General features: G+C 54.8%; 12 protein-coding genes and 1 pseudogene. All 13 read right to left on the bottom strand.

What is annotated here, in order from left to right:
• Positions 1 to 22 precede the first annotated feature (22 nt).
• Complete coding sequence (gene gmd / locus RB216_RS21280; protein ID WP_028617452.1) at positions 23 to 1,057, bottom strand: GDP-mannose 4,6-dehydratase; 1,035 nt, start codon at positions 1,055 to 1,057, stop codon at positions 23 to 25.
• 25 nt (positions 1,058 to 1,082) lie between these two features.
• A complete protein-coding gene (locus RB216_RS21285) occupies positions 1,083 to 2,444 on the bottom strand; it encodes a formyl transferase (RefSeq protein ID WP_164673172.1) in 1,362 nt (453 codons plus the stop codon).
• An 11-nt stretch (positions 2,445 to 2,455) separates the two neighbouring features.
• Positions 2,456 to 4,054, bottom strand: a complete 1,599-nt coding sequence (yidC, locus tag RB216_RS21290) for a membrane protein insertase YidC (protein ID WP_028617454.1) — start codon at positions 4,052 to 4,054, stop codon at positions 2,456 to 2,458.
• Positions 4,055 to 4,182: 128 nt separating this feature from the next.
• The gene (locus tag RB216_RS21295; protein WP_032864231.1) at positions 4,183 to 4,419 is read right to left on the bottom strand and encodes a hypothetical protein; all 237 of its coding nucleotides are present in this window, start codon (positions 4,417 to 4,419) and stop codon (positions 4,183 to 4,185) included.
• A 12-nt stretch (positions 4,420 to 4,431) separates the two neighbouring features.
• On the bottom strand, positions 4,432 to 5,580 hold the full coding sequence (locus RB216_RS21300; RefSeq protein ID WP_050587882.1) for a CDP-glycerol glycerophosphotransferase family protein: 1,149 nt from the start codon (positions 5,578 to 5,580) through the stop codon (positions 4,432 to 4,434).
• Positions 5,581 to 5,582: 2 nt separating this feature from the next.
• Positions 5,583 to 6,362 carry a phosphocholine cytidylyltransferase family protein gene (locus RB216_RS21305; RefSeq protein ID WP_028617455.1) on the bottom strand — a complete coding sequence of 260 codons (780 nt, stop codon included), beginning with the start codon at positions 6,360 to 6,362 and terminating at the stop codon, positions 5,583 to 5,585.
• Positions 6,362 to 7,000, bottom strand: a complete 639-nt coding sequence (locus RB216_RS21310; protein WP_028617456.1) for a gamma-glutamyl-gamma-aminobutyrate hydrolase family protein — start codon at positions 6,998 to 7,000, stop codon at positions 6,362 to 6,364. Before RB216_RS21310 ends, RB216_RS21305 begins: the two co-directional genes overlap by 1 nt.
• A complete protein-coding gene (locus RB216_RS21315; protein WP_028617457.1) occupies positions 7,000 to 10,068 on the bottom strand; it encodes a PEP-utilizing enzyme in 3,069 nt (1,022 codons plus the stop codon). Before RB216_RS21315 ends, RB216_RS21310 begins: the two co-directional genes overlap by 1 nt.
• Positions 10,068 to 12,302 carry a sulfatase-like hydrolase/transferase gene (locus tag RB216_RS21320; protein WP_308907847.1) on the bottom strand — a complete coding sequence of 745 codons (2,235 nt, stop codon included), beginning with the start codon at positions 12,300 to 12,302 and terminating at the stop codon, positions 10,068 to 10,070. The genes RB216_RS21315 and RB216_RS21320 overlap by 1 nt, the downstream gene beginning before the upstream one ends.
• Before the next feature lie 33 nt (positions 12,303 to 12,335).
• Complete coding sequence (locus RB216_RS21325) at positions 12,336 to 16,043, bottom strand: glycosyltransferase (RefSeq protein WP_028617459.1); 3,708 nt, start codon at positions 16,041 to 16,043, stop codon at positions 12,336 to 12,338.
• Positions 16,044 to 17,394: 1,351 nt separating this feature from the next.
• Positions 17,395 to 18,148: pseudogene (locus RB216_RS29995) on the bottom strand (class I SAM-dependent methyltransferase); the annotation flags it as partial.
• Entirely contained in the window at positions 18,145 to 19,362 is a 1,218-nt protein-coding gene (locus RB216_RS21335) for an ABC transporter ATP-binding protein (RefSeq protein ID WP_028617461.1), read from the bottom strand. The pseudogene RB216_RS29995 and the gene RB216_RS21335, both read right to left, overlap by 4 nt.
• Complete coding sequence (locus RB216_RS21340) at positions 19,359 to 20,153, bottom strand: ABC transporter permease (RefSeq protein WP_122687283.1); 795 nt, start codon at positions 20,151 to 20,153, stop codon at positions 19,359 to 19,361. The genes RB216_RS21335 and RB216_RS21340 overlap by 4 nt, the downstream gene beginning before the upstream one ends.
• Positions 20,154 to 20,234 lie beyond the last annotated feature (81 nt).

A 20,234-nucleotide genomic window follows, 5' to 3' on the forward strand; every position in this document is an offset into this window, starting at 1 on the left:
CAAACCACACGCTCTGTCAGCTTCAGAACGAAAAGCCTTGTTCGTTTCGACGTAGATCAGCCTCCACCATCATGCGGCACAATTCTTCAAGATTGGTTGCAGGCTCCCAACCCAGCTTTTCCTTGGCCTTTGCAGGATCGCCAATCAACAGTTCAACTTCCGCGGGGCGGTAGAATTTCGGGTTGACCCGTACAGCGACTTTGCCGGTTGCAGCATTTAGCGCATGCTCTTGATCGCCATCGCCACGCCAGTCCAAATGGATATCGACCGCCTTGAATGCCAGCGAGACGAAGTCACGGACGGTCTCGGTGCGATTGGTCGCCAGTACGAAAGTATCCGGCTCATCGACCTGCAACATACGCCACATGCCTTCCACATATTCCTTGGCAAATCCCCAGTCGCGCTTGGCGTCCATGTTTCCAAGCTCCAGGACGTCCAGCTTGCCCTGGGTGATCTTGGCCACGGAGTCGGTGATCTTGCGAGTGACAAACTCGCGCCCACGCAGCGGGGACTCATGGTTGAACAGGATGCCGCTGGCCCCGAATATGCCGTAGGACTCACGATAGTTGATGGTCATCCAGTGGGCGTACAACTTAGCCACGCCATAGGGGCTGCGCGGGTAAAACGGCGTGGTCTCGATCTGCGGAATCGCTTGGACCTTGCCAAACATTTCAGAAGTGGAGGCTTGGTAATAACGAACCTTCGGATTCACGATCCGAATTGCCTCCAGCAGATTGACAGCGCCCAAGCCTGTGATTTCAGCGGTGGTCACCGGCTGATCGAACGACACGCCGACAAAGCTTTGAGCTGCAAGGTTGTAGACCTCGGTAGCCTCGGTGCTTTGGAGCAGGCGGATGCTGGCCGAGAGGTCGGTCAGATCATATTCCACAAGATGCAGGTTCGGGTGCTGAGTGACGCCCAACTCATCCATTCGCCAGAAGTTGACCGAACTGGTACGGCGATAAGTGCCATAGACGATGTAGCCTTTTTCTAGCAACAGCTGAGCAAGGTAGGCGCCGTCCTGTCCGGTAATGCCGGTAATAATTGCCTTTTTCACGTGTAACTCCTTGAGCAAGCTGTGCTTAGTCTATAAAAATGCTATTCAAAGAAACTGTTTGAATTCTCTCATGCATGAAATGATACGTTGTACTTAGCGAGTCATCCTGCCTGAATACTTGATCAAACTTAAGACCCTCGATTACCTCGAGTGCCTCCCTCAACACATACGCCCTCACCCATGGATCAAAGAAGGCATATATAGCGCGGTACAACATCTTCGAAGGCAATGCCGACGTGTTGAATGCAATCTCCACCTTCGGCAAGTAGCACGGAAGAATGACATCCCCGTCATCAATGCCCGGCGCCATGAAAAAACAGCTGGCGGAGGTACGTCCTTTGATCAATTGCGACCACAGTACGCAATCGGCTCCCCGCACATCCGGTAGATACCCGGGGTGAATATGAATGAATTTCAGCGCAGGCAACTGCAGGCACCGGGCAGGAACAATACCGCCTCCTGTAAACAACAGGGTAGTTTCCGGCAATTTCGCAAGGTAGTCGAACAAACGATCATCCGCGAGATTATCGATCATCAGTGTTTCGACGACAGAACAATATTCACGCAAGGATGACAACGACACTGCATCGTCAAGGACATGCGGCTCAAAACACAGCGAATCCGCTACGGCCATACGTATGGCGTCGCACAAGACGCGTTCTTTCTTGAGGAGTGCCGATGCCCAGTAATGGATGCTGTTTTTCTGGCGTACCGCCGCATACCCCTCGCGAATAAAGGCTGGTAGGTATCCCCCGACAACTTTTTTGCTCACCAGGTCTACGGCCGAGATCAAATGAATGATTTTCTCAGGTCGGTAACCCATGCTTTTAAGCGTTGCAAGGTAGGCCCTTGCAATGGGGCCTTCCCAGAACAGTACGGTGATGGGCAAGACTTTCTGTTGCTCTGGAACAGTGCGCGAAACCGCAAGCGCAATGGTTTCAACCGTATCAGCGCTTGAATGTTGATTCAGAAACCGCTCGGCATGGGCGTCGATGGCTTTGCGCAGGTCAACGTTTATATCCCGGCCACTACCGATAAAGTCTGTCAGTTTCAACATCGCGTTCAGACGTTTGAACGCCAATGGAGCCTGCTCTGGGGCCTCATATATCTGCACAAAATCCAATAGCAACAGGACAAGCGCAACTTCGGCCCATGCTGAATCTATGAGCTGATTACCGATTTTTTTACCATCAACACCATAAGCGTCAAATAAACGACCTGTAATTTCCAACCGCATGCACAGGAAGCTCAACAACCGTAACCGCTCGGTGGCAGACGGCGAAGTAGTGGCCAATTGATATAGTTCGAAAACCGTATCAAAGTGCACAGCATCATTTCTATTTGGCACCTGCTCAGGCAGGACCTTGAACAACAACCCATCGATCATCTGGCCCTCCATCATTTACGCGATGCCAATTGTTGATGAACAAACTGCAAAATATTAGCCATCGTCCAGTAAAGCACCATGCCGGAAGGAAATGAGTAAAACAGCAGGAAGAATACTAACGCCATCAGCCACAGAAAAAATTGCTGGCGAAATGCCTCTTTTGCATTAGCCGCAACGGTTTGGGAGAACTTGATACTCAGCAGAGTACTCAGTGCCATCAGCACCGGCAGCAGGTTGAAGTAGGCTCCAAAAAATGGAATATCAACCCCGAACGAGAACAGCTGGTCGGGCTGCGCGAGCGTCTGTATCCACAAAAAAGGCTCGTTACGAAGCTCAAACGCTTGGCCGAGCAGGTGATACAGTGCCACAAAAATCGGTATCTGTATTAGCACGATCAAAAGAGGTTTCAATCCGGCCAGGGGGCTGACTTGATGTGCCTCATACAGCTCAAGGATACGCTCACTTTGCTCTCCGCCTTTATAGTTGCGGCGAATCTCCTGCAACTCTGGCTGGATACGCTCCTGGATAGCTGCAAATTTTTTCTGCGCCGCCATAGCGTTCTTCGCGACGGGATACATCACCAGCCGAACCAGGATCGATAGCAGAATAATCGAGACGCCCCAGTTTCCAACACCCTGGTGGATAAAGGCCAGGACATACATGATGCCCAAGATCAGTGCACGCATCCATTCCCACAACCCCGCAAACAACAAGCTGGTCAGTGTCGGTTCCTGAGCAGACAGGACGTCATAGGACTTGCCGCCACCAAACACATCCCAACGCAAGATTTGGGAGGACTCGCTGTGAGCTTCAGGCAGGGGGATATTTATCCTGAGCAAGGTTTCAAAGTCAGGTTGCTGCGGATACTCGACGCCTGTCGCTGGCGCCTGCGCTTCCCATTCAAGGTGCCCCTCGGTACTCCCTTCAGGGATCAGAAGTAGCGCAAAGTATCGACTTTGCAAACCCGCCCACTCGGTTACGCCCTGACCCGCCGGGGGCTTGAACCGCACGTTGTCGTCATGCCCCAATCGCTGAGTTGAAACACCTTCAGCGTTTCGGTAAACCACCTCAGTGAACGAGTAAATCGCTTGGCCCATGCCCAGTCCGTGTGTCGGCTGCTCGCCGAGCCCAGGGCCGAGTTCAAGCCACAAAGCGTCTTGCGCCTGCTTGGCTTGCCATCGTGATTGAAGGCTCAGCTCAAATCGAACGCGCGAGGGTGTGTTGGTCAGGCGCCATGTCTTGCGGATTACGAACGGCAACTCTGCGCTGTCGAGTGCAATGGTTACCGCGCCGCTGTCGGCGGCTACGGTTTTCCAACCACCTGCGAGGGTCGTCCACTCTTCGAGTGTTTTTCCTTGCAGACGCCCCTTCAGCGCGAACAATTGACCAGCCGGCATCGCAAGGTCCTGTGGCTGGCCCTGCGCATTCATCACCTGCGGCAAACGCCAGTGCGAGACCGTGCCCGCCGTCAGGTCGAGCGACAATTGCACATTGGAGTCAGCAAGGGAGGGAGAGACCTGAGCTGGGGCAGTCGCGAATGCAAACGGCGCCATGAACATCAGCAGCCAGAGATAAAACACACTCGGCATGCTCTTTTTCTGAATAGACATTGGGCAACTTTGATTATCAGCTCCGCCAACACGAGTTGGCGGAGTGCACTATGCGTATGGAAACCTGCGACGGAAAAGGCCCGATTCATCCTAATGACAAGGACTTGAATCCACCTGCCGGCGACGCTTCATTTCTCAGTAGGGGTATCGCCGCGAGTTTGTTTTTTCACGGTGTCTTTGCGCAACCCCAGCATGCGCAGGAAGCGGTGCCAGTAAAGCTTGAGCACAACGGCGATTGCGGCCAGTGCCCCCAGGATGCCTTGCAATACCGCGCTGCCGGTACCCGGATCCAGGTAAGCGAAAGCGTTGATCGGCAATACGACCAGGCAAACCAGAGCTACCAGCGAGAAACGTGATGTGTTCATAGATACTCCATATCAATTCAGCAAAGAAATCAGATGAGCTGCAGCAGCGCTGCCACTTTTGCCCGAATTGAAAACCCAACGCTCGCGTGCCGTGCGGATAGCCATCTGCCACTGGCGTGCGTTATGGATCAATTCAGTTGCTTTCAACCCCAGACTGGCTAACTCATGCTCTGAGAGAATGAGACCAACCTGTTCACGGATAGCCGCTTCCAGCGGTTCATGGCTAATTGCCTCATACGCGGGATTGAGGATTTTACGCGCAACATCAACAAAAAGGGTGGGTCTTTCTAGCCCAAGGGAAAACTCAAGCGCAGCGCCCGACCAATCGCTGACCATTAAATCCGACTCAATCAACGACTTGCGCGCATCCCCGTCTTCATCCAGATGAAACAGTGGCTCGCCATGAAAATGACTGACAATGGCTTCCAGGACGTCCGGACGCAGTTTGCGAGTACGCGGATGGGGCCGTAGCACCACACGAAAGCCCGCCTGGATCAGCGGCTGTATGACTTCGACTCCATGCAACTCCAACAGGCCATTGTCGCCCCAAGTCGGCGCTACCAGCACCTGCGCAGGTTGGCCGGGTGAGCGCGCCAACGATCCGCAGTTACCCTCTCGAAGAATCGCATCCAGACGACCGTAGCCATGTTCGACCAGTGTTTTTTCCGGCAATGCTGCCATCTGCTCGCGAGCTCGCGTTTCCAAGACGTGGTGCGGCCCGACACACAGGATCGAATCAAAATGATCGAAGGCCGCCTCGCGGTAGATCATGTGCGTGCTGACAATCGAGTGATGCAGGTAGACATAGTGCACCGGACAGGGCGATCGCTTGATGTGAAAGCTCTGCAAATCCGGCATCGTCATCATCAGGACCTGAACATCCAGTGTCGAGAAGAACAACGTGCGCATGCTGCCCTCCCCCACATAAAAGGCCAGTAGCCCTTCTGGCGGGCTTAACAAGATGGGGTCGTCCTCCGCCGATGTCACGTAGATGACCGATTGAGCATACTCGGCCCGCAAGGCCTCAAACACCGACTCAAAGTAAGTCCAGTAGCCGCGACCCTCCGAATAGAACACCAGTTGCCTCTGGTGCTGTGGCAGCCGCTTGAAGGCCTGCAAGCCTTTCCATTCCCTGTAAGTTTTGCGCAGTGAATTGAACATGCTTAAACCGCTAGTTGAATAAAAGAGGCCAACTGTCCGGCTTCATGCATTTGGTGGTATTGATCCAGGTCTTCAACCGTATCGACTTCCAACCAACCGTTGTCGGTAAATGCAGCCTTGGCCTCCCAACCTCCATCAATCAGATGCTGGATAAAACTGGTCATGTACATGTTGTCGACATCTTTACCGTCATAGAGCGCCGAACGATCCAGGGCATGCCAAGCAGCGCGAAATGCAGCCACCTGATCGCCTCGCACCTTGAACAATCCCATGTATTGCCCTTGGATTTCACTGTAGTCACTGGGTTTTTTACCCAGTTCCACGATGCAAGCGTGCGCGTCGAGCTTGAGCGTTTCGGCATCGGCCAGGGGATTTTCCATACGGATCTCCCAGAATCGACGCCACTGGCGATCCACGGCGACAGACAACTGCGCATCACTGCGCAATACCGCCTCGAGCACTCGCGGCTCGTAGACAATATCGCCATAGGCAATCAAAAGATCTTCACCTTCCGGCATCAGGGCTTCGGCACAAAAGAGCGTCGATACCATGTTGGTTTGCGCGTAACGAGGGTTCAGCACGACTTCTATGTCATCCGCCTGTAAGCCCGAAGCACAATAGCCCCCAACCAGGGCGACCTTGTCCACCCCCCCAGCCCGCAACACTTCAAGCTGGCGGTGCAGCAGAGGCTTTCCGAGCAGCTCGACCATGCACTTGGGGCGATCATTGGTATAGGGGCGCAAACGAGTGCCCTGGCCTGCGGCAAGAATGATGGCTCGCATTAAATAGTCCCTGATTCAAAAAGCTTGCGAATGAGTTCGGTGTCGAGGATGTGGAAGGGCGCTTCGCGCTCCGGGTGCCACATCAGCCCGACCCAGGGTAGGTGGTCATGCGTAAACGCTTCGACCGTACCGTCGATAGCGCAGACCTGCGCGGACACCTCGGGGGCCAGATCGCTGATCTGCATCCCCCAACCATGGAAGCTGTTGACCTCACGGTAGCCACTGAAGAAACCGTCATTATTCAGCGCACGCACCGCGTGTCGAACGGCAATGTGATTGGGTACGGGGGCCAGTCCACCTCCGAGAAAGTGGTTAAGCATTTGCATACCTCGACAAACCCCCAGCACGGGCAGACGCTGGAGAGCGGCCGAGGACAACAATGCGATTTCTGTGGCATCGCGTTCAGGCGCGGAACGGGCCGCGCCTGGTAGATGGGCAAGATCATTGCCCCCCGTCAAAATAATCCCAGCAACCCGTTGGCGTTCAAGCCATGCCTGGGGCGCTGTCAACAAATTGGGCACAGGGACGACATCAATCCCCAAAGACTCCAGCAGGACGCTCCATTGCTGGTCAAGACAGTCACGACGCTCGCCGTAACCCTCTATCCACTCGACACGCTGGGTGACCGCGATACGCATCACCGAATGATCCTGATCAGACGGTTGGCCGCATTGAGCTCCAGTACGCGAGCCCCCGACAGGGCCTGGTATTGTGTTTCGCCCACGCCGATGGCCGCAGGCAATCCAAACTCCGCCGCTCGAATGGCCATATGTGAATTGGCACCGCCATACATGGTGATCAACCCAGCGATCTGGCGACCGAACAGCCAATCGTAACCAGGATCGGCCTGGGGTATCAGCGCGATTTTCCCAATCAGTTCGACATCATCATCGCACTTGCTCAGGTCAACACAAGACGCTGTAACCTTAGTACTGCCGATAAAGTTGGCTTGTGTAGAGGGATAAAGAAAGACCGAAAAGTCTTCTTCACGACTCAACAACGGCGGCAGTTCGGCAGCGGATGCCAGACTGTTCATTGCCTTGCCTTCCGTTGCCCGCTGCAAGAGCCAGGAGCCCGGTGTTGCAGTCGCTACCGACCCTGTACGCAACGCGAGGATGTCGTCAAGATTGACGTGGGCCAGCGCTTCACGGGAGACACCCAATGGTTCTGCCCAGAGTGCGAGCTCATCCAGTGCCAGAGATAAATTGCGGCTGAAGGCAAACTTTGCATACTCACGCCCTTCGATGGCGCCTCGCAAAAATGCTTCCAAGCTCTCAACCGTGCATTGCAGCCCTTGGGCGTTTAACGCGTCGGCAAACCGTTGACGGGCTTCATGCCATAACGTCCCGGCAGGCGCGGCCTCATGGCTGGAACCCGCAGTGTTGAATTGCACAGCACTGGTCACAATGGGTTTTAAGTAATGCTCTGGGTCGGCGCGGTAACTCAGGGAGGCGATGTCGTAAGTACCCGGGCGTAAATGCCCATACATATCGACAAACGCTTCCCAACTCAGATCACCCCCGGCACAAGCCTTGGCATCCTGTGTCAACTGATGGCTGACGGTACGGATTGTCCCAAGGAAATCCTCGACCTGCGCCTCGCTCAACACACCCACGCTGACGCCTGAGCGAAGCAACGTGACCGCGACAAACGCACTGCGAGCCAAATGTGCAAAGGGCAAAGTGCCGTACTTGCGACAATCATGCAGCAGCGCCCAGACCTTCTCCAGCGGAGGCAACGCCGACTCCCGCAGGCGCTCATAGCGCACTTCGAGTTTCTGTATCTGAGCCAAATCATCAGCGTTACGCACAATCGCTTGGGCGCTGATATCACGCAATGCAACGCGTAATGTTCTCAACTCCTCGACAGAAAAACCGCCCTGCTCGATCAGGCGAGTTTCCCAGCGTTCGAAGTCGAGGGCAAAACAGGTAGGCACTACGTCGAATTCGACCTTGTCATGCAAGTGCGGATGTTGCTTGAGCCATTCCAGGTAAAAGTCGACCAGCCGGGTTGCCAACCCATCATCCAGTACCGCGGGCACGAACGAGTTGAAACTGGCCCGGACATCCACATAAGGATGACCGGCAAATGCTACCAGCAAGGGCTGTGGCCGAACATCCCGGTAGCCGTACTCGGCGCGTTGGGTCGCCCACGTCTGATCCATGATCAGGAAGCGATACAAACTGAAGGCCAGAAGACCGGGCTTGGTACCGATGATCTCTGCGGGATTCCAGTCCGGCATGATGCCAAATACACCGCTGTGTCCCAGTACGAAGGGTGATGGCGTCTGTAACTGGCAAAAGCGATGACGGGCTTCCTCGATCAAAGCCATCAGTTCGCTGTCATTTCCACTCCATCCCGAGTGGTCGACTGCAATCGGGCGCACCTGGAGAATATGCAAGCCACCGCTGGCAGTGACGGCGAACTCGATATCCAGCGAGTCGTACCCCAACAGGCTTTCGATTTCGCGTATTGCCGGTAACAGCGAACGCAGATGAGCAGGAATGTTCGGGTTGTGATCTTCGGCATCTCTGCGCATGACCAGGGTTTTATGTTCGCGACTGCTACCGCTGGTAATCGATTCGGTGCTACCACTGACATCGTCGTAGTTGGCAACGTAATAAGGTGCCCCACTGCTCAGACTGCGGGTAAAAACCACGCCACTGGCCAAGACTTGATCCAGCATGGGCTGGACCAGGACCTGGTCCTCGGGGTTGTAGTCCGGGTAGGAAGCAACGACCTCTTCCACGGCACGACGCAGGGCGCCCAAATCACTGCCCGGGATATTCAACAGGCTGGTATAGGCGCCCGCATTGGAGTTTACAAACCCGTCCTCCGATAACGCACTGCTTCGAATAACCAGGTTCTGATCAGGGAAATGGCGTTGAATCGTCAGCAGCACAGCCTCTGGCTCGTCACGCCATTCAGCGACGGTGAAGCTGACTTGGTCCTCGATACGACTCAATGTGACCATGCCATACAAGCGCTGCAGCGTCTGGGCCTTGGTGCCGAGCACGAAATGCGCCAGATCTCGCGGTTCATTCAACTCCGCCCAGTCGCCATGGACATCGACCGCCTGCACGGTGAAACCTTGCATTCGCAAGACTTCAATGAGGTCCGACAAATTCCCCTGCCGCAACCGCTGGCGCAGACTGGCCTTCTCCCCCATCAACATCTCGATGACTTTAGGCCCGAATCGTACGCAGCCCACAAACTCCGCCGACGCGACGTCCGACGCAATATCGGCACCAAGACGGGTCACCAACGCCTCATGCAGGCACACTTTTTCACAGCGGGCCAGGTCGTCTTGAGTCCGCCCGGAGAAACGCTTGCGCCAGTGGGAGTCCACCGCAATGACTACGTCGGCATCGACCGCACGCAACGCCGGCACCAGGCTCTTACGTATCAGAATGTCGGAATACGACACCAGGCATTCACTGAAGGAAGGCAGATCAACCTGTAGAAACGAATAGGCCGCGCGCGTACTTTGCCATGAGCCGTTGAGCCAATAAGTGAACTCGGGGTAGCGCGCCTCGATGGTTTCGACCTGATACCCACCCACAAAGTGAACAACAGGCTGAATCGGACCAACAGCGCGCAGCAACCAGTCCAGGACTCTGGACGGGCCCAACGCACTGCGAAGCGCTACGTGCTCCTCCCCTGAGTGTGGGCGACCAGCGCCAAGAATAATGAAAGCGGGTTGCATTACTGAGCCACTCCCTGTTCGGCAACACTGACTTCAAGGACAGCCATGCCCAGTTTTCGACAATCTTGCGAGGCACTTATCTCGCAGGGCGCTGTGGGATCTTTGATCTTGAAAACAACACCCAGCACACCATCCCCTACCACACGCTTCGCAATTGGGGCCTCGTACCAACCCACTCCCGACAAGGTCCAGTTTGCAACTTTCACACCATTCACCAGCACATCAACCTGCTGAGGACCTCCGCGCCCAGGGAAACCACCGGCTTTCACGCGCAACAGAAGATCACGCGCCTTACCGGATAGCTTCACTGGCAAACTAAGGTCGGCCTTCGCACCATCCGTCCAACGATGATCCCCTTCCTGGCCACTCCATCCATGACCGATGAACGTGTCGGAAAAACCGGATTGCGAGAAGGAAATTACACTGCCCAACTCAACGTCTGAAACTTTGACCTTGGCATTTTCAACACTGTCGAAATGGGGTCGGCCTTGCCCATTGATGCTGACTTTAAACTTGTAATAATTTCCCGCAATAATCTCGTCAGTAGAAAAGAAATTGAAAAACCGATCTCGACCACTCGGAATATTACACGTGTCGGGGGACAGACAACTCACCAGGCTCAACCCATCCAGCCGAATACCGGAGGTGTCAATTCCGGCCAGATCGGCAATCGTCGGGTACACATCCAGCAGTTGCGACTCAGTGTCTACTGTCACAAGGGCGTGATCGGCATGGGCAGGCTTGATCATCAACAGTGCCATGGAGCGTGATTCCAGCTGCTGCCTGCTCCAAGGGGTAATCGAGGCGTCGAAGGGCGGGTTTTCAGACTCGACACCGGTGGAACTGTAAAACCCACTCTCTTTAGTGCCGTCCAGAAAGCCCGCCCACCCCGCACCGTGGTCCGACTGAACGATAACGATCGAGTCATCCAAACGCCCGAGCCTGTCCAGCTCCGCAAGGAACTCATCAAGCTTGTTCAGCGCACACGCCGCTTGTCGCAAGTAAAGATTGGCAATTTCTCCTGGCTGCGGGTCGTACCTGCACTGTTCGTCCAATACATAGGGGCCATGCGGCAACAGGGCGTGCAGATAGAGATAACTTGAAACGTCAGGCCGATCCTTTTCTGTGCGTAGGGCGTCATCAAACATGAAGACACCGGCATAAGGTTCGATACCTTCTTCGATCGTCTTTGGCTGTACTGTTGCGTTCGACTCAACGACATTGCTGGCCGCCTCGCCCAATACACTGCCATATTCCAATGCCGCATTCGTCATGAAGTTAGGGGAAACCCTGGCGAACCACAGCCTGACGAACTCTTTGATAAAGGGATGTTTTAGTTCGGAGTATCGTTTCAAGACTTCGTCTTGCTGGGTGTAGGTCGTGGCTGCTTTAGCATGAATGAGCGCAGGCTTCGCGTATACATTGACGCTGTAGCCACTTTTGGCAGCAAGGTTTAACAAACTGTTATCCGACTCACCGACCCACTTAGAGAATGACCCGGAATAAAAGCCAGTTCCTGTCAGATAACTCGCGGCCGACACATCGGTATAGGGATAGTTGCTCACGTTATGCTTGAACAAGCTAAAGCCTTTAAGCGCCTTGGTTCGCTCGGGGTGCTTGAGCAGTTCGAGAAAGTAATCCGTTTCCATCTCGTCCAGCACAATATGATAGACATTAGGCCTACGGACACTCTCCATCGCCTCGCCTCCCGCTGGCACTCCGAGGGCCTGGCGTGGCAAGTCTACTTTCACTGCATAAGCAAAGTATCCCACGAAGCACAGGATCAATACGGTTGCTACAGCGCTACAGGCTTTTCGCTGTGCTGGCGTTTTAAGTTGTCGAGCAAACAGAACGATGCCTATCAGCAACCCCGCTTCAATAGCGGTATACATCAACGGCTCGTCACTGAGCCCGACAGAACCATCCAATCGTGCCAACTGCAAGGGTGCAAACACGTCTGCAAATAATAGATAGACACCCGCAATAAAAAACCAGAAGCACACCTTCTCAACCGCCCAACCGGAGAACCACTTGAAACAAATGGCCACCAATCCAACAACCAAGGCAATGATCAGGCCGGCACACGCCGCGCTCTTCAGCAGAAAAGCGTCTCCTCCCCAATCATAAATATTATGATAGTAAAGCTCCGTCGGTATAAATAGAAAAACAACAGCAAAGGGGAATGCAAGCAATGCATAGCCACCCAACTTACCCAACTCCAATTGACGCCCCATAAACTTCCCACTACCAACTTGGTAAAAAACAAATCACTTAAACAGTGAGTACTTTAATTGTTGAGCGCTTTGCTCCCAGGTCAGCCAAGGCATATCCTTGGAAACCGGGTGCGCGCCTTCTTCAAACAATTTCAACCATTCACTCAGAGACTGCGCCACCGTCTCTGGCTGTTTTCCACTGAAGTAAAACGCATGCCCTTGGGCGACTTCACGAAAAACAGCAAGGTCACGAGCAATAATCGGTAAATCATGCTGGGCCGCTTCAATCAACGGCAGCCCGAACCCCTCTCCTTCAGAAGCGGCGATCAAGCACTTCACCGAACGGTAAACCGCTTCCAGGTATTCATCACTGATACCCTCCAGCCAAAGCAGGCGCTTACCAAGCTCTGGATGCGCTCGTATTCTGTCCACAAGTGCTTCAACCATCCAGCCTTGCTTGCCGACGATGACCAGCACGACGTCGTTGCCCTTGGCCCATAGCAACTCAAAAGCACTCAAAATCAACGAATGCCCTTTACGCGGCTCAACCGTACCCACCATCAAGAATCCCGGCATCGCCCGCAGGCGCTCAAGGACACCCTGACTCTGCGCAGGCAAACCTGTCGAGGGAACAGACTGTTGGATATCAGCGCCCAAGTGAAACCAATCCAGCTTGAAGGGCCGTTCACGCTTGCCGCCGCTGTGCTCCAGCCACTCAGCCAATCGATCGCGTACCGCCCCGGAGATGCACACAGCGCCATCGGAACGGGCTACCACTGCAAGCCACCGCTCCAACAACGCACCGGCACCTTCAGGGAAGTACTGCGCCAATTCAAGCAGCAACAGGTCGTAGACAACAAAGTGCACGCCCACCCCGCTGCGGCGCATAGCTTCATAACAAGCCGCCTGCGCGGGAACAACTTCCGGTTGAAAATCCAGCCCCACAAACACGTCACCGGCTCGGTAGGTGATGGGTTCATCGGCCAACACCGTTGACGGGCACTCCAGAAAACCAAGGGTGAACTGCCGGGCGTAACGATACCCGCGCGAGGTAGTCGTCGCATAGACCGGCTCAACTCGGTACCCGTCCGGCGGATTCAGCAACCACTCTCGCAGGATGCTACGCACTACACGCTGGATACCGCTGCGGGCATCGCGCTGAACCAGCTCCGAAACATCGACCAGCAATTGTCGATGAGAGAACCGAGCCGGCATCGAGCTATCGATGGCGCTCGCCAACTCGATCAGTTCAGCACCATTGCCGGGCGCATCCAACTGGGCGATCGCCTCGACCAACGCCGGTATGGACGTCGATGCGCGGTTGTGAAAATGCTCGATGGCCTCGAAATACTGCTCGGCACAGGCCCGCGGTGAATGCTGCTGGCGAATCGACAACTGCGCGCGGTCACCCAACTCCCGGCGCGCCTGATCATCACCCCACAGCGTCTCAAGGGCCCCGACCAACTGGCTGTCGGTGAACTCATCGTCCATCCGCCAGATGCACTCCTCAGGGAGGTCAGCCATGCTGCCGTGAGAGTTGACGATGGTTGCCAGGCCGTAGTTCATGCAATCTAGAACCGCAGCAGAGGTCTCACCGCGAGACAGGGTACGCAGTTGCACACCGATATCGGCTGCCGCCAGGTACTGTTCGAAAACTCCGGCGTCAGCCCAGCCAGTAATTTTGATGCGTGCGCGAGAACCACTTTTCTTGATGATTGCTTGCAGTTCCCGCGCGTAATCGCCCGCAGCCAAGTCGCCCACAAAAACGAGCACACAGTTTTCATCACGGGCCAGGGCCGAGTTGACCCAGGCATTGAGTAATCGGTGATTCAGCTTGCTTGGGCCGAGCAGCCCGAAGCTGCAGACAACAAAGGCATTATCAGAAAGCCCTAGCGTCGAACGTGCAACCTTTCGACTCTGCGGGGTAGGAAAATAGGGTGTACGCAGCAGCGGGATACATGACCACTCGCCGCCCACTTCGAGGCCATACCACTTGCGGGACAACCTGCAAGCGTCATTCGAATGAACGATGATGCCTTCGGCGTTGCGCAGCACGTCATAGTTGCACGGGTACGCCCACACCACGTCGGCCGTGTCCTCGGCATGAAAACGCTGACGAAGTGCGTGGTAGCCATGCCCGGAGTACAGCGCCTGGGACCAGAAATTCGGAACCGCGCCATGGCACTCTTTATGCGCAACGATACCGGAGACAAAGAAGTCGTGAAGCACAACCACACCGGGAATATGCTCCAGGAGCGAGAACATGTGCTCGTGGAATGACGAGTTACCAAAATGATAGATAACCCGGTCAAACGCTCTTCCATGCTGCCTGAACCATTCGACGGAACGCACAGGGCAATTCGCGGTAATCCACGGAGTGGTGATGGTGTCCTGAGCGACAACGACTTCAATTGCATAATGGCGTGCCAGCTCGGGCAAAAGCTCCGCACTGTAGTCACTGATGCCGCTACGCTCTGAAGGGAGTGGAGAGACAAATGCAAGGCGCGGGCGCCTGACCGCCTTGGCGGATCGCTCATCCACGTGCTGGGCGTAGTAGGCCTCCAGCGCCGCTATTGCGGCCAGTGCACTGGCATCCCAGGAAAACGTTTTTGCCTGCTCAAGGCTATGGCGCTCAAGCTGGGTGCGAAAGGTGTCATCCGTCAGGACCTGTTCCAGTTTTTGCGTTATCGAACGATCGTCGAACGGGTCAAACAGGGCTTCAGGAAACCCGACGACCTCAGGCAAGCTGGAAGTATTGGCAGCAATCACTGCGCGTCCACAGGCCATCGCCTCCAGCGCGGGAAGACCAAAACCCTCGTGAAAAGATGGAAAAACAAACACCTTGCAACCGTTATAAAGAGCAACAAGGTCGTGTTCTGAGACGAAGCCGGTCAGAACCAGTTCATCCTTGCCCAGTCCCTGCGCCTTGGCCAACGCGAGCAGGCGCTCACGATCAGCAGGCTGGATGGAACAGACAACAGCCAACTGGTGGGCTCGTCGCAACGCCACAGGCAACTTTGCATAGGCCCGGATCAAACCCTCGATATTTTTCCGATAGTCAATGCCACCCGTGTACATAATGAAATCACGCACGATACCGTGGCGACTTTGTACGTCACCCCGTTCATCGTCCGTCAGTGGCGTCACCCTAAAGACGTCGTCCACGGCCGTGGATATGTTAGTGATGCTACTTTTGGCAAACCCTAGATGATCAATACCTTCATTTCGCGATGACCCCGATATTGCCAACAGCAAATCGCAGCGACGAAGATGATCCAGCTTGTTTTCGTACCAGGCGGCCACGGCCGGGTTATCGAGATAGGGGCTGCGCCGAATCAAAGGAATCAAATCGTAAAGAATGGCTGCGGTAGGTATCGCTCGACTCAACGTCCCGACACTCGTCACCGCGTCATCGACCAACCCCTCGAACACACTGGTCACCAGCACGATCGACGGGTCAAGTTGAGCGATGAAAGCCTCGCGCACCAGCTCCGCGGATTTACGACGCCAACTGTTGGTTGAATCAATATGGCTCAACGGCCCGACAGCCTGCCATACGTGGATGTTAGCCTGCGGCAACAGGCCTTCAAAGGCCGCACGGACAGGCTCGATCGTTTCAGGGAAACTGCCGTTCAGGATCAGAAGCACTTCATGGTCTGAACGATTTCTGACAATCGCCTGCGCTACGGAAAGTGCATATCGACCGATGCCACGATGGCGATTTTCGGCCTGCGCCCCCTGCAGGTCGATGACAATACGCATTAATGAATTTCCTTGTTCATTGAAGCTTTCTTCATTTCTGTATAAATGCGACGCGCGCCCGGCGTCATACTTGAGACCGACTCCTCCGGACTCTCGTCATGACGCGGCGCACCGACGCTGAGGTGAGCCACGGGCGTCGAGGTGATCGGCGCAGCTCCTGTCACATGCGAATGCGCAGTGCCCGTGGACAAAATGCCACGATGCCGCGCGAACCGTTCAAGATGATTGAACAAGGCTGGAGACACACTGCGAACTCCCCTGGCCAGACGCTGGCGTAAGCCGGGGCGCTTGAGCACCATATTGATGGAAGTGGCCAGGACAGGCCTCAATAGTCTGCGCGCGATACGAAACGGTAGACGCATCAACCATTTGAATGCCCGAACCAGTGCCCTCAGTGGCGATGTGATCCGCCAGGAACTGCTGCTTAACACCTGCTCAAGTCGCGTTTCGTGAGCTGTCGCACGCTCCCACCAGTGATGGGCGTTGCCAAGGGACTCATTCAAACGGTCCCCAAGATGCGTGGCGCGCTCCCACCAGTGATGGGCATTTCCAAGGGATTCGTTCAAACGATTGTTGAGCTGTTCAGCCTCTGCCTTGAGCTCATTGATCCGGGCATTCAGGGATTCAACCTCAGTCTGGCCATGCGCCTTTCTGACCTCTTCCTCGGCATGCGCCAGACTTTGTTGCAACTGCTCGATTTGTTCACTGGCCTGGAAATAGGAGGTTTCCAGCAGCCTTATGTGAGTCTCAGCCTTGGTTGCTTCATGTTTGAACGTATCAATCTGGGCTTCAAGCAACTCCTCTCGATCCTGAGCATCGGCAAGCTGTTGCATCCGACGGGCCAGGTCCTCCTGTTGCGGGGCGAGTTGTTCCAGCGCTATCGCCTGAAACGCCGCTTCGAGTTCAGCCAGCTCTGCTTCCAACGACCTGTTACGGTCAGCATGCTCCCCCAAGGCGCTTTTGAGAGAGTCAGACTGAGTCTGCAATTGCAGCACTTGATTCTTTTCTGAAAGCAGTTGCGTCTGAAGCAGCTCGTTGATGGCTTGCGCGGCACTCAAACGCGCCTCCGCCTCGCTGGCACGGCTGCTCAACTCGCGCCCCATGCGCTCGCTTTGCTCATAGCGGTCATCGGCCAACCGACTACGAATGCTCAAGTCCTGCAATTGGTGGCGCAACTGATTCGAGCCCGCTTCCAATCCATCAAGCCGAGCTTCGGCATTCGCATTGCGCCCCAGCAATTCACGCACCGAGGCTTCCAGATGCTTGCTATGCCGCTCAGTATGTTCAACGTGGGTGCTGATCTGCGTCAGATTACGATGCAGCAGATCCGTATGGACCTCCAGCTTGTGGCTGCGCTTTTCCGCCTGGTCGTCGTAACGCTTGGCAAGGGTATCCAGCGCTAACCCGTAATCACGCTCGAACGCAGGGTTAAAATGCTCCAACTGCTCAGGTTCGGCGGCTTTTTGAGCGACGATCGCATAATCGGGGCTTACGCCTCCGAGAACGCTCATCAGATCAACCGCGGAGCCCTCTACCAGCGACGCAGACTCTTGCAGGCGGAGCAATTTGGACCGAGCAAAACCTGTGTACTCGGTCAAAAAGCTGAGCAGCAAGTGTGGAATCGGGCGCTCGTGTGTCGGGTCCAGGTAGAAGTTCTGGGTGCCCACCATCAGGTTTTCCGCATTGGGCGTTTCCAGAACCAGCAGCCCTCCCGGGCGCAAAACACGCAATGCCTCAGCGACCAGCACCTTCAAATCGGCAAACGGGATGTGTTCCGCGATATGAAACCCGGAGACAACGACCTTGCAGGCGTCAGGCAGGCTTCGCAACGCCGACAGCGCATCCCCCTGCTCGGCAGGCAAACCTCGAGACTGGCATGCCTCTAGCATTCCACTGTCCAGGTCTACGCCTGAAGGCGCGAAGCCATTTTGGACCAGCAATTCAAGCCACTCTCCGCGACCACAGCCCAGGTCCAGTGCATCGAGATCCTGATATAGGTTCTTCAAAGGCTCAAGAAAGGCCATGTAAACCTGAAGCCGCTGAGCAATCAACTCACGAGAGCCCCTGTGACGATCCTCAAATGCGCGATAAAAAGGGACGGTCATCTCACACACTCCACACTTGGCGGCATCCAGGCCAACCCGACAAACTCATCTTTGGAGATATTCACGATATTGAACACCATCGCCAGGTCAAGCCACTCGTAGCTTCGGGCAAGGTGTGTATCAGCGGTATGCAGCGCCACTGCTACCGAGTAAGACCCCACGCCAAGGTTGGCAGAAAAGTCAAAACGGTACTCCGGGCTTTCACCTGCTGACAGATCAGTCAGCTTACAGTCAAGGTGATGTGTATTGGTGCCAAAGACGGGCTGGCCCAGGCGGTCCTTAATGAGGTAGCCGACCACCAACTCAGGAATATCCGCGTTGATCTGCGTTTTGATACGCAATGTAACCGGCTCGCCCACCGGCACATACTCCACCATCTGTCCCGCTGCATCGTGCAAGGAAACCGACTCGATAGTGGCTTCACCACTCCCGGAGCGAGTCTGGATACTCCCATCCTCTAATTGCCGCACGCTTACGGTAGCGTTTTCTTTCTCGGCGATAATTGCGTTGTAGAAATCCATCACTTCTTCAGGCTTGCCATCTTTGATGACGGTCCCGCTTTCGAGAAGAATCGCACGATCACACAGGGCCTGGATCGAGCCACGATCATGGGAAACAATCAGCAAGGTCGTACCCTGTTGCTGAAATTCGCGAATCCGATCAAAGCTTTTATGCTGGAAGTAACTGTCACCCACCGACAACGCTTCGTCGACGATGAGGATTTCGGGCCGAATCGCGGTCGCCACTGCAAACGCGACACGCATCTGCATACCACTTGAATAAGTACGCACCGGCTCATTGAAGTATTCGCCAATTTCGGCAAATGCCTCGATGTCATCGATTACCTCGTGGATCTGATCAGCGCTGAAACCCATAAGCCCCGCGGCGTGGTAAACATTTTGCCGGCCGGTCAATTCAGGGCTGAACCCCATGCCCAACTCAAGAATGGCCGCAATTCGTCCATTCACCGTTACCGTGCCCTCAGTAGGCTGCAACGTGCCGGTAATCATTTTAAGAAGGGTCGACTTACCTGCACCATTTTGGCCGACGATCCCTATCGCTTCTCCAGGCTCGATGGAAAAGTTGATGTGCTTGAGTACCCAATGCTCTTCAGAGGGACGCGTGGGCAAACCGAACCAGCGGCCTATCCGCTGAAACTCCGACGCATAAACACGATAAGCCTTACCCAGATTCTTAACAGACAGCAGGCTCATAATACGTCCACCATTTCCGGAGCGGCGCGCCGAAACATGAACAAGCCGAGCAACATTAAACCCAGGGAGATCAGTGCCGTGAGCATAACGTCCTGCAGATCCGGTGTTTTGGCGTATACCAAAATGTCGTGAAACGCACTGACTATCGGAAACATCGGGTTCAAGTCCATTACGTTCTTGAATTGCTCAGGAATAATAGTGACGGGATAAACAATGGGCGTAAACCAGAACCACACCTGCATCAAAATAGGAACGACTTGGCCGATATCACGCACAAACACATTCAAAACGCCCAGAATCAAGCCAATCCCAACGGCCAACGCTGTGACCGTAGCCGTCAATGGAATAATCCAGAACATCTGAGGGCCTGGAAACTGATCAAGCAATGCAAAAACCAACAGCAAAGCGAGAAACAGCAACACGTAGTTGAGCAAACAGGATCCGACAACAATCACCGGCAACGTGATACGCGGAAAACGCATCTTCTTCATCAAGTTGCCTTGATCGATAAACAAGGTCAGGCAACGATTGATAATTTCGGAAAACAAACTCCACGCCAGCATCCCGGCCATCAAATAAAGTGCATACGCATACTTATTGTCGATCCCGGGCAGTTTCGCCGCCAACACGTTGGACAACACCAGCGCATAGATCGCCACCTGCGCCAGCGGGTTAATGATCATCCACAGCCCACCCAATCGGCTACGGGCAAAACGGGCAACAAACTCATTCCGAATGGATGACCAGACGAAACCCCGGTACTCCCAAAGGCTTCTAAACAACCCCAACATCGCTGACTCCTGAAAAAAGCCAGGCCTATGCCTGACTTATTGCACCACTAAACTGCGGACTCGCCCGTCATGCACCGACGA

The sequence above is a fragment of the Pseudomonas canadensis genome (assembly GCF_030980095.1).
GTDB lineage: Bacteria > Pseudomonadota > Gammaproteobacteria > Pseudomonadales > Pseudomonadaceae > Aquipseudomonas > Aquipseudomonas canadensis.

Coding starts and splice junctions, on each gene's coding strand:
- RB216_RS21285 (WP_164673172.1), bottom strand. CDS start 2,444: ATGATCGATGGGTTGTTGTTCAAGGTCCTGCCTGAGCAGGTGCCAAAT.
- yidC (WP_028617454.1), bottom strand. CDS start 4,054: ATGTCTATTCAGAAAAAGAGCATGCCGAGTGTGTTTTATCTCTGGCTG.
- RB216_RS21295 (WP_032864231.1), bottom strand. CDS start 4,419: ATGAACACATCACGTTTCTCGCTGGTAGCTCTGGTTTGCCTGGTCGTA.
- RB216_RS21300 (WP_050587882.1), bottom strand. CDS start 5,580: ATGTTCAATTCACTGCGCAAAACTTACAGGGAATGGAAAGGCTTGCAG.
- RB216_RS21305 (WP_028617455.1), bottom strand. CDS start 6,362: ATGCGAGCCATCATTCTTGCCGCAGGCCAGGGCACTCGTTTGCGCCCC.
- RB216_RS21310 (WP_028617456.1), bottom strand. CDS start 7,000: ATGCGTATCGCGGTCACCCAGCGTGTCGAGTGGATAGAGGGTTACGGC.
- RB216_RS21315 (WP_028617457.1), bottom strand. CDS start 10,068: ATGCAACCCGCTTTCATTATTCTTGGCGCTGGTCGCCCACACTCAGGG.
- RB216_RS21320 (WP_308907847.1), bottom strand. CDS start 12,302: ATGGGGCGTCAATTGGAGTTGGGTAAGTTGGGTGGCTATGCATTGCTT.
- RB216_RS21325 (WP_028617459.1), bottom strand. CDS start 16,043: ATGCGTATTGTCATCGACCTGCAGGGGGCGCAGGCCGAAAATCGCCAT.
- RB216_RS21335 (WP_028617461.1), bottom strand. CDS start 19,362: ATGAGCCTGCTGTCTGTTAAGAATCTGGGTAAGGCTTATCGTGTTTAT.
- RB216_RS21340 (WP_122687283.1), bottom strand. CDS start 20,153: ATGTTGGGGTTGTTTAGAAGCCTTTGGGAGTACCGGGGTTTCGTCTGG.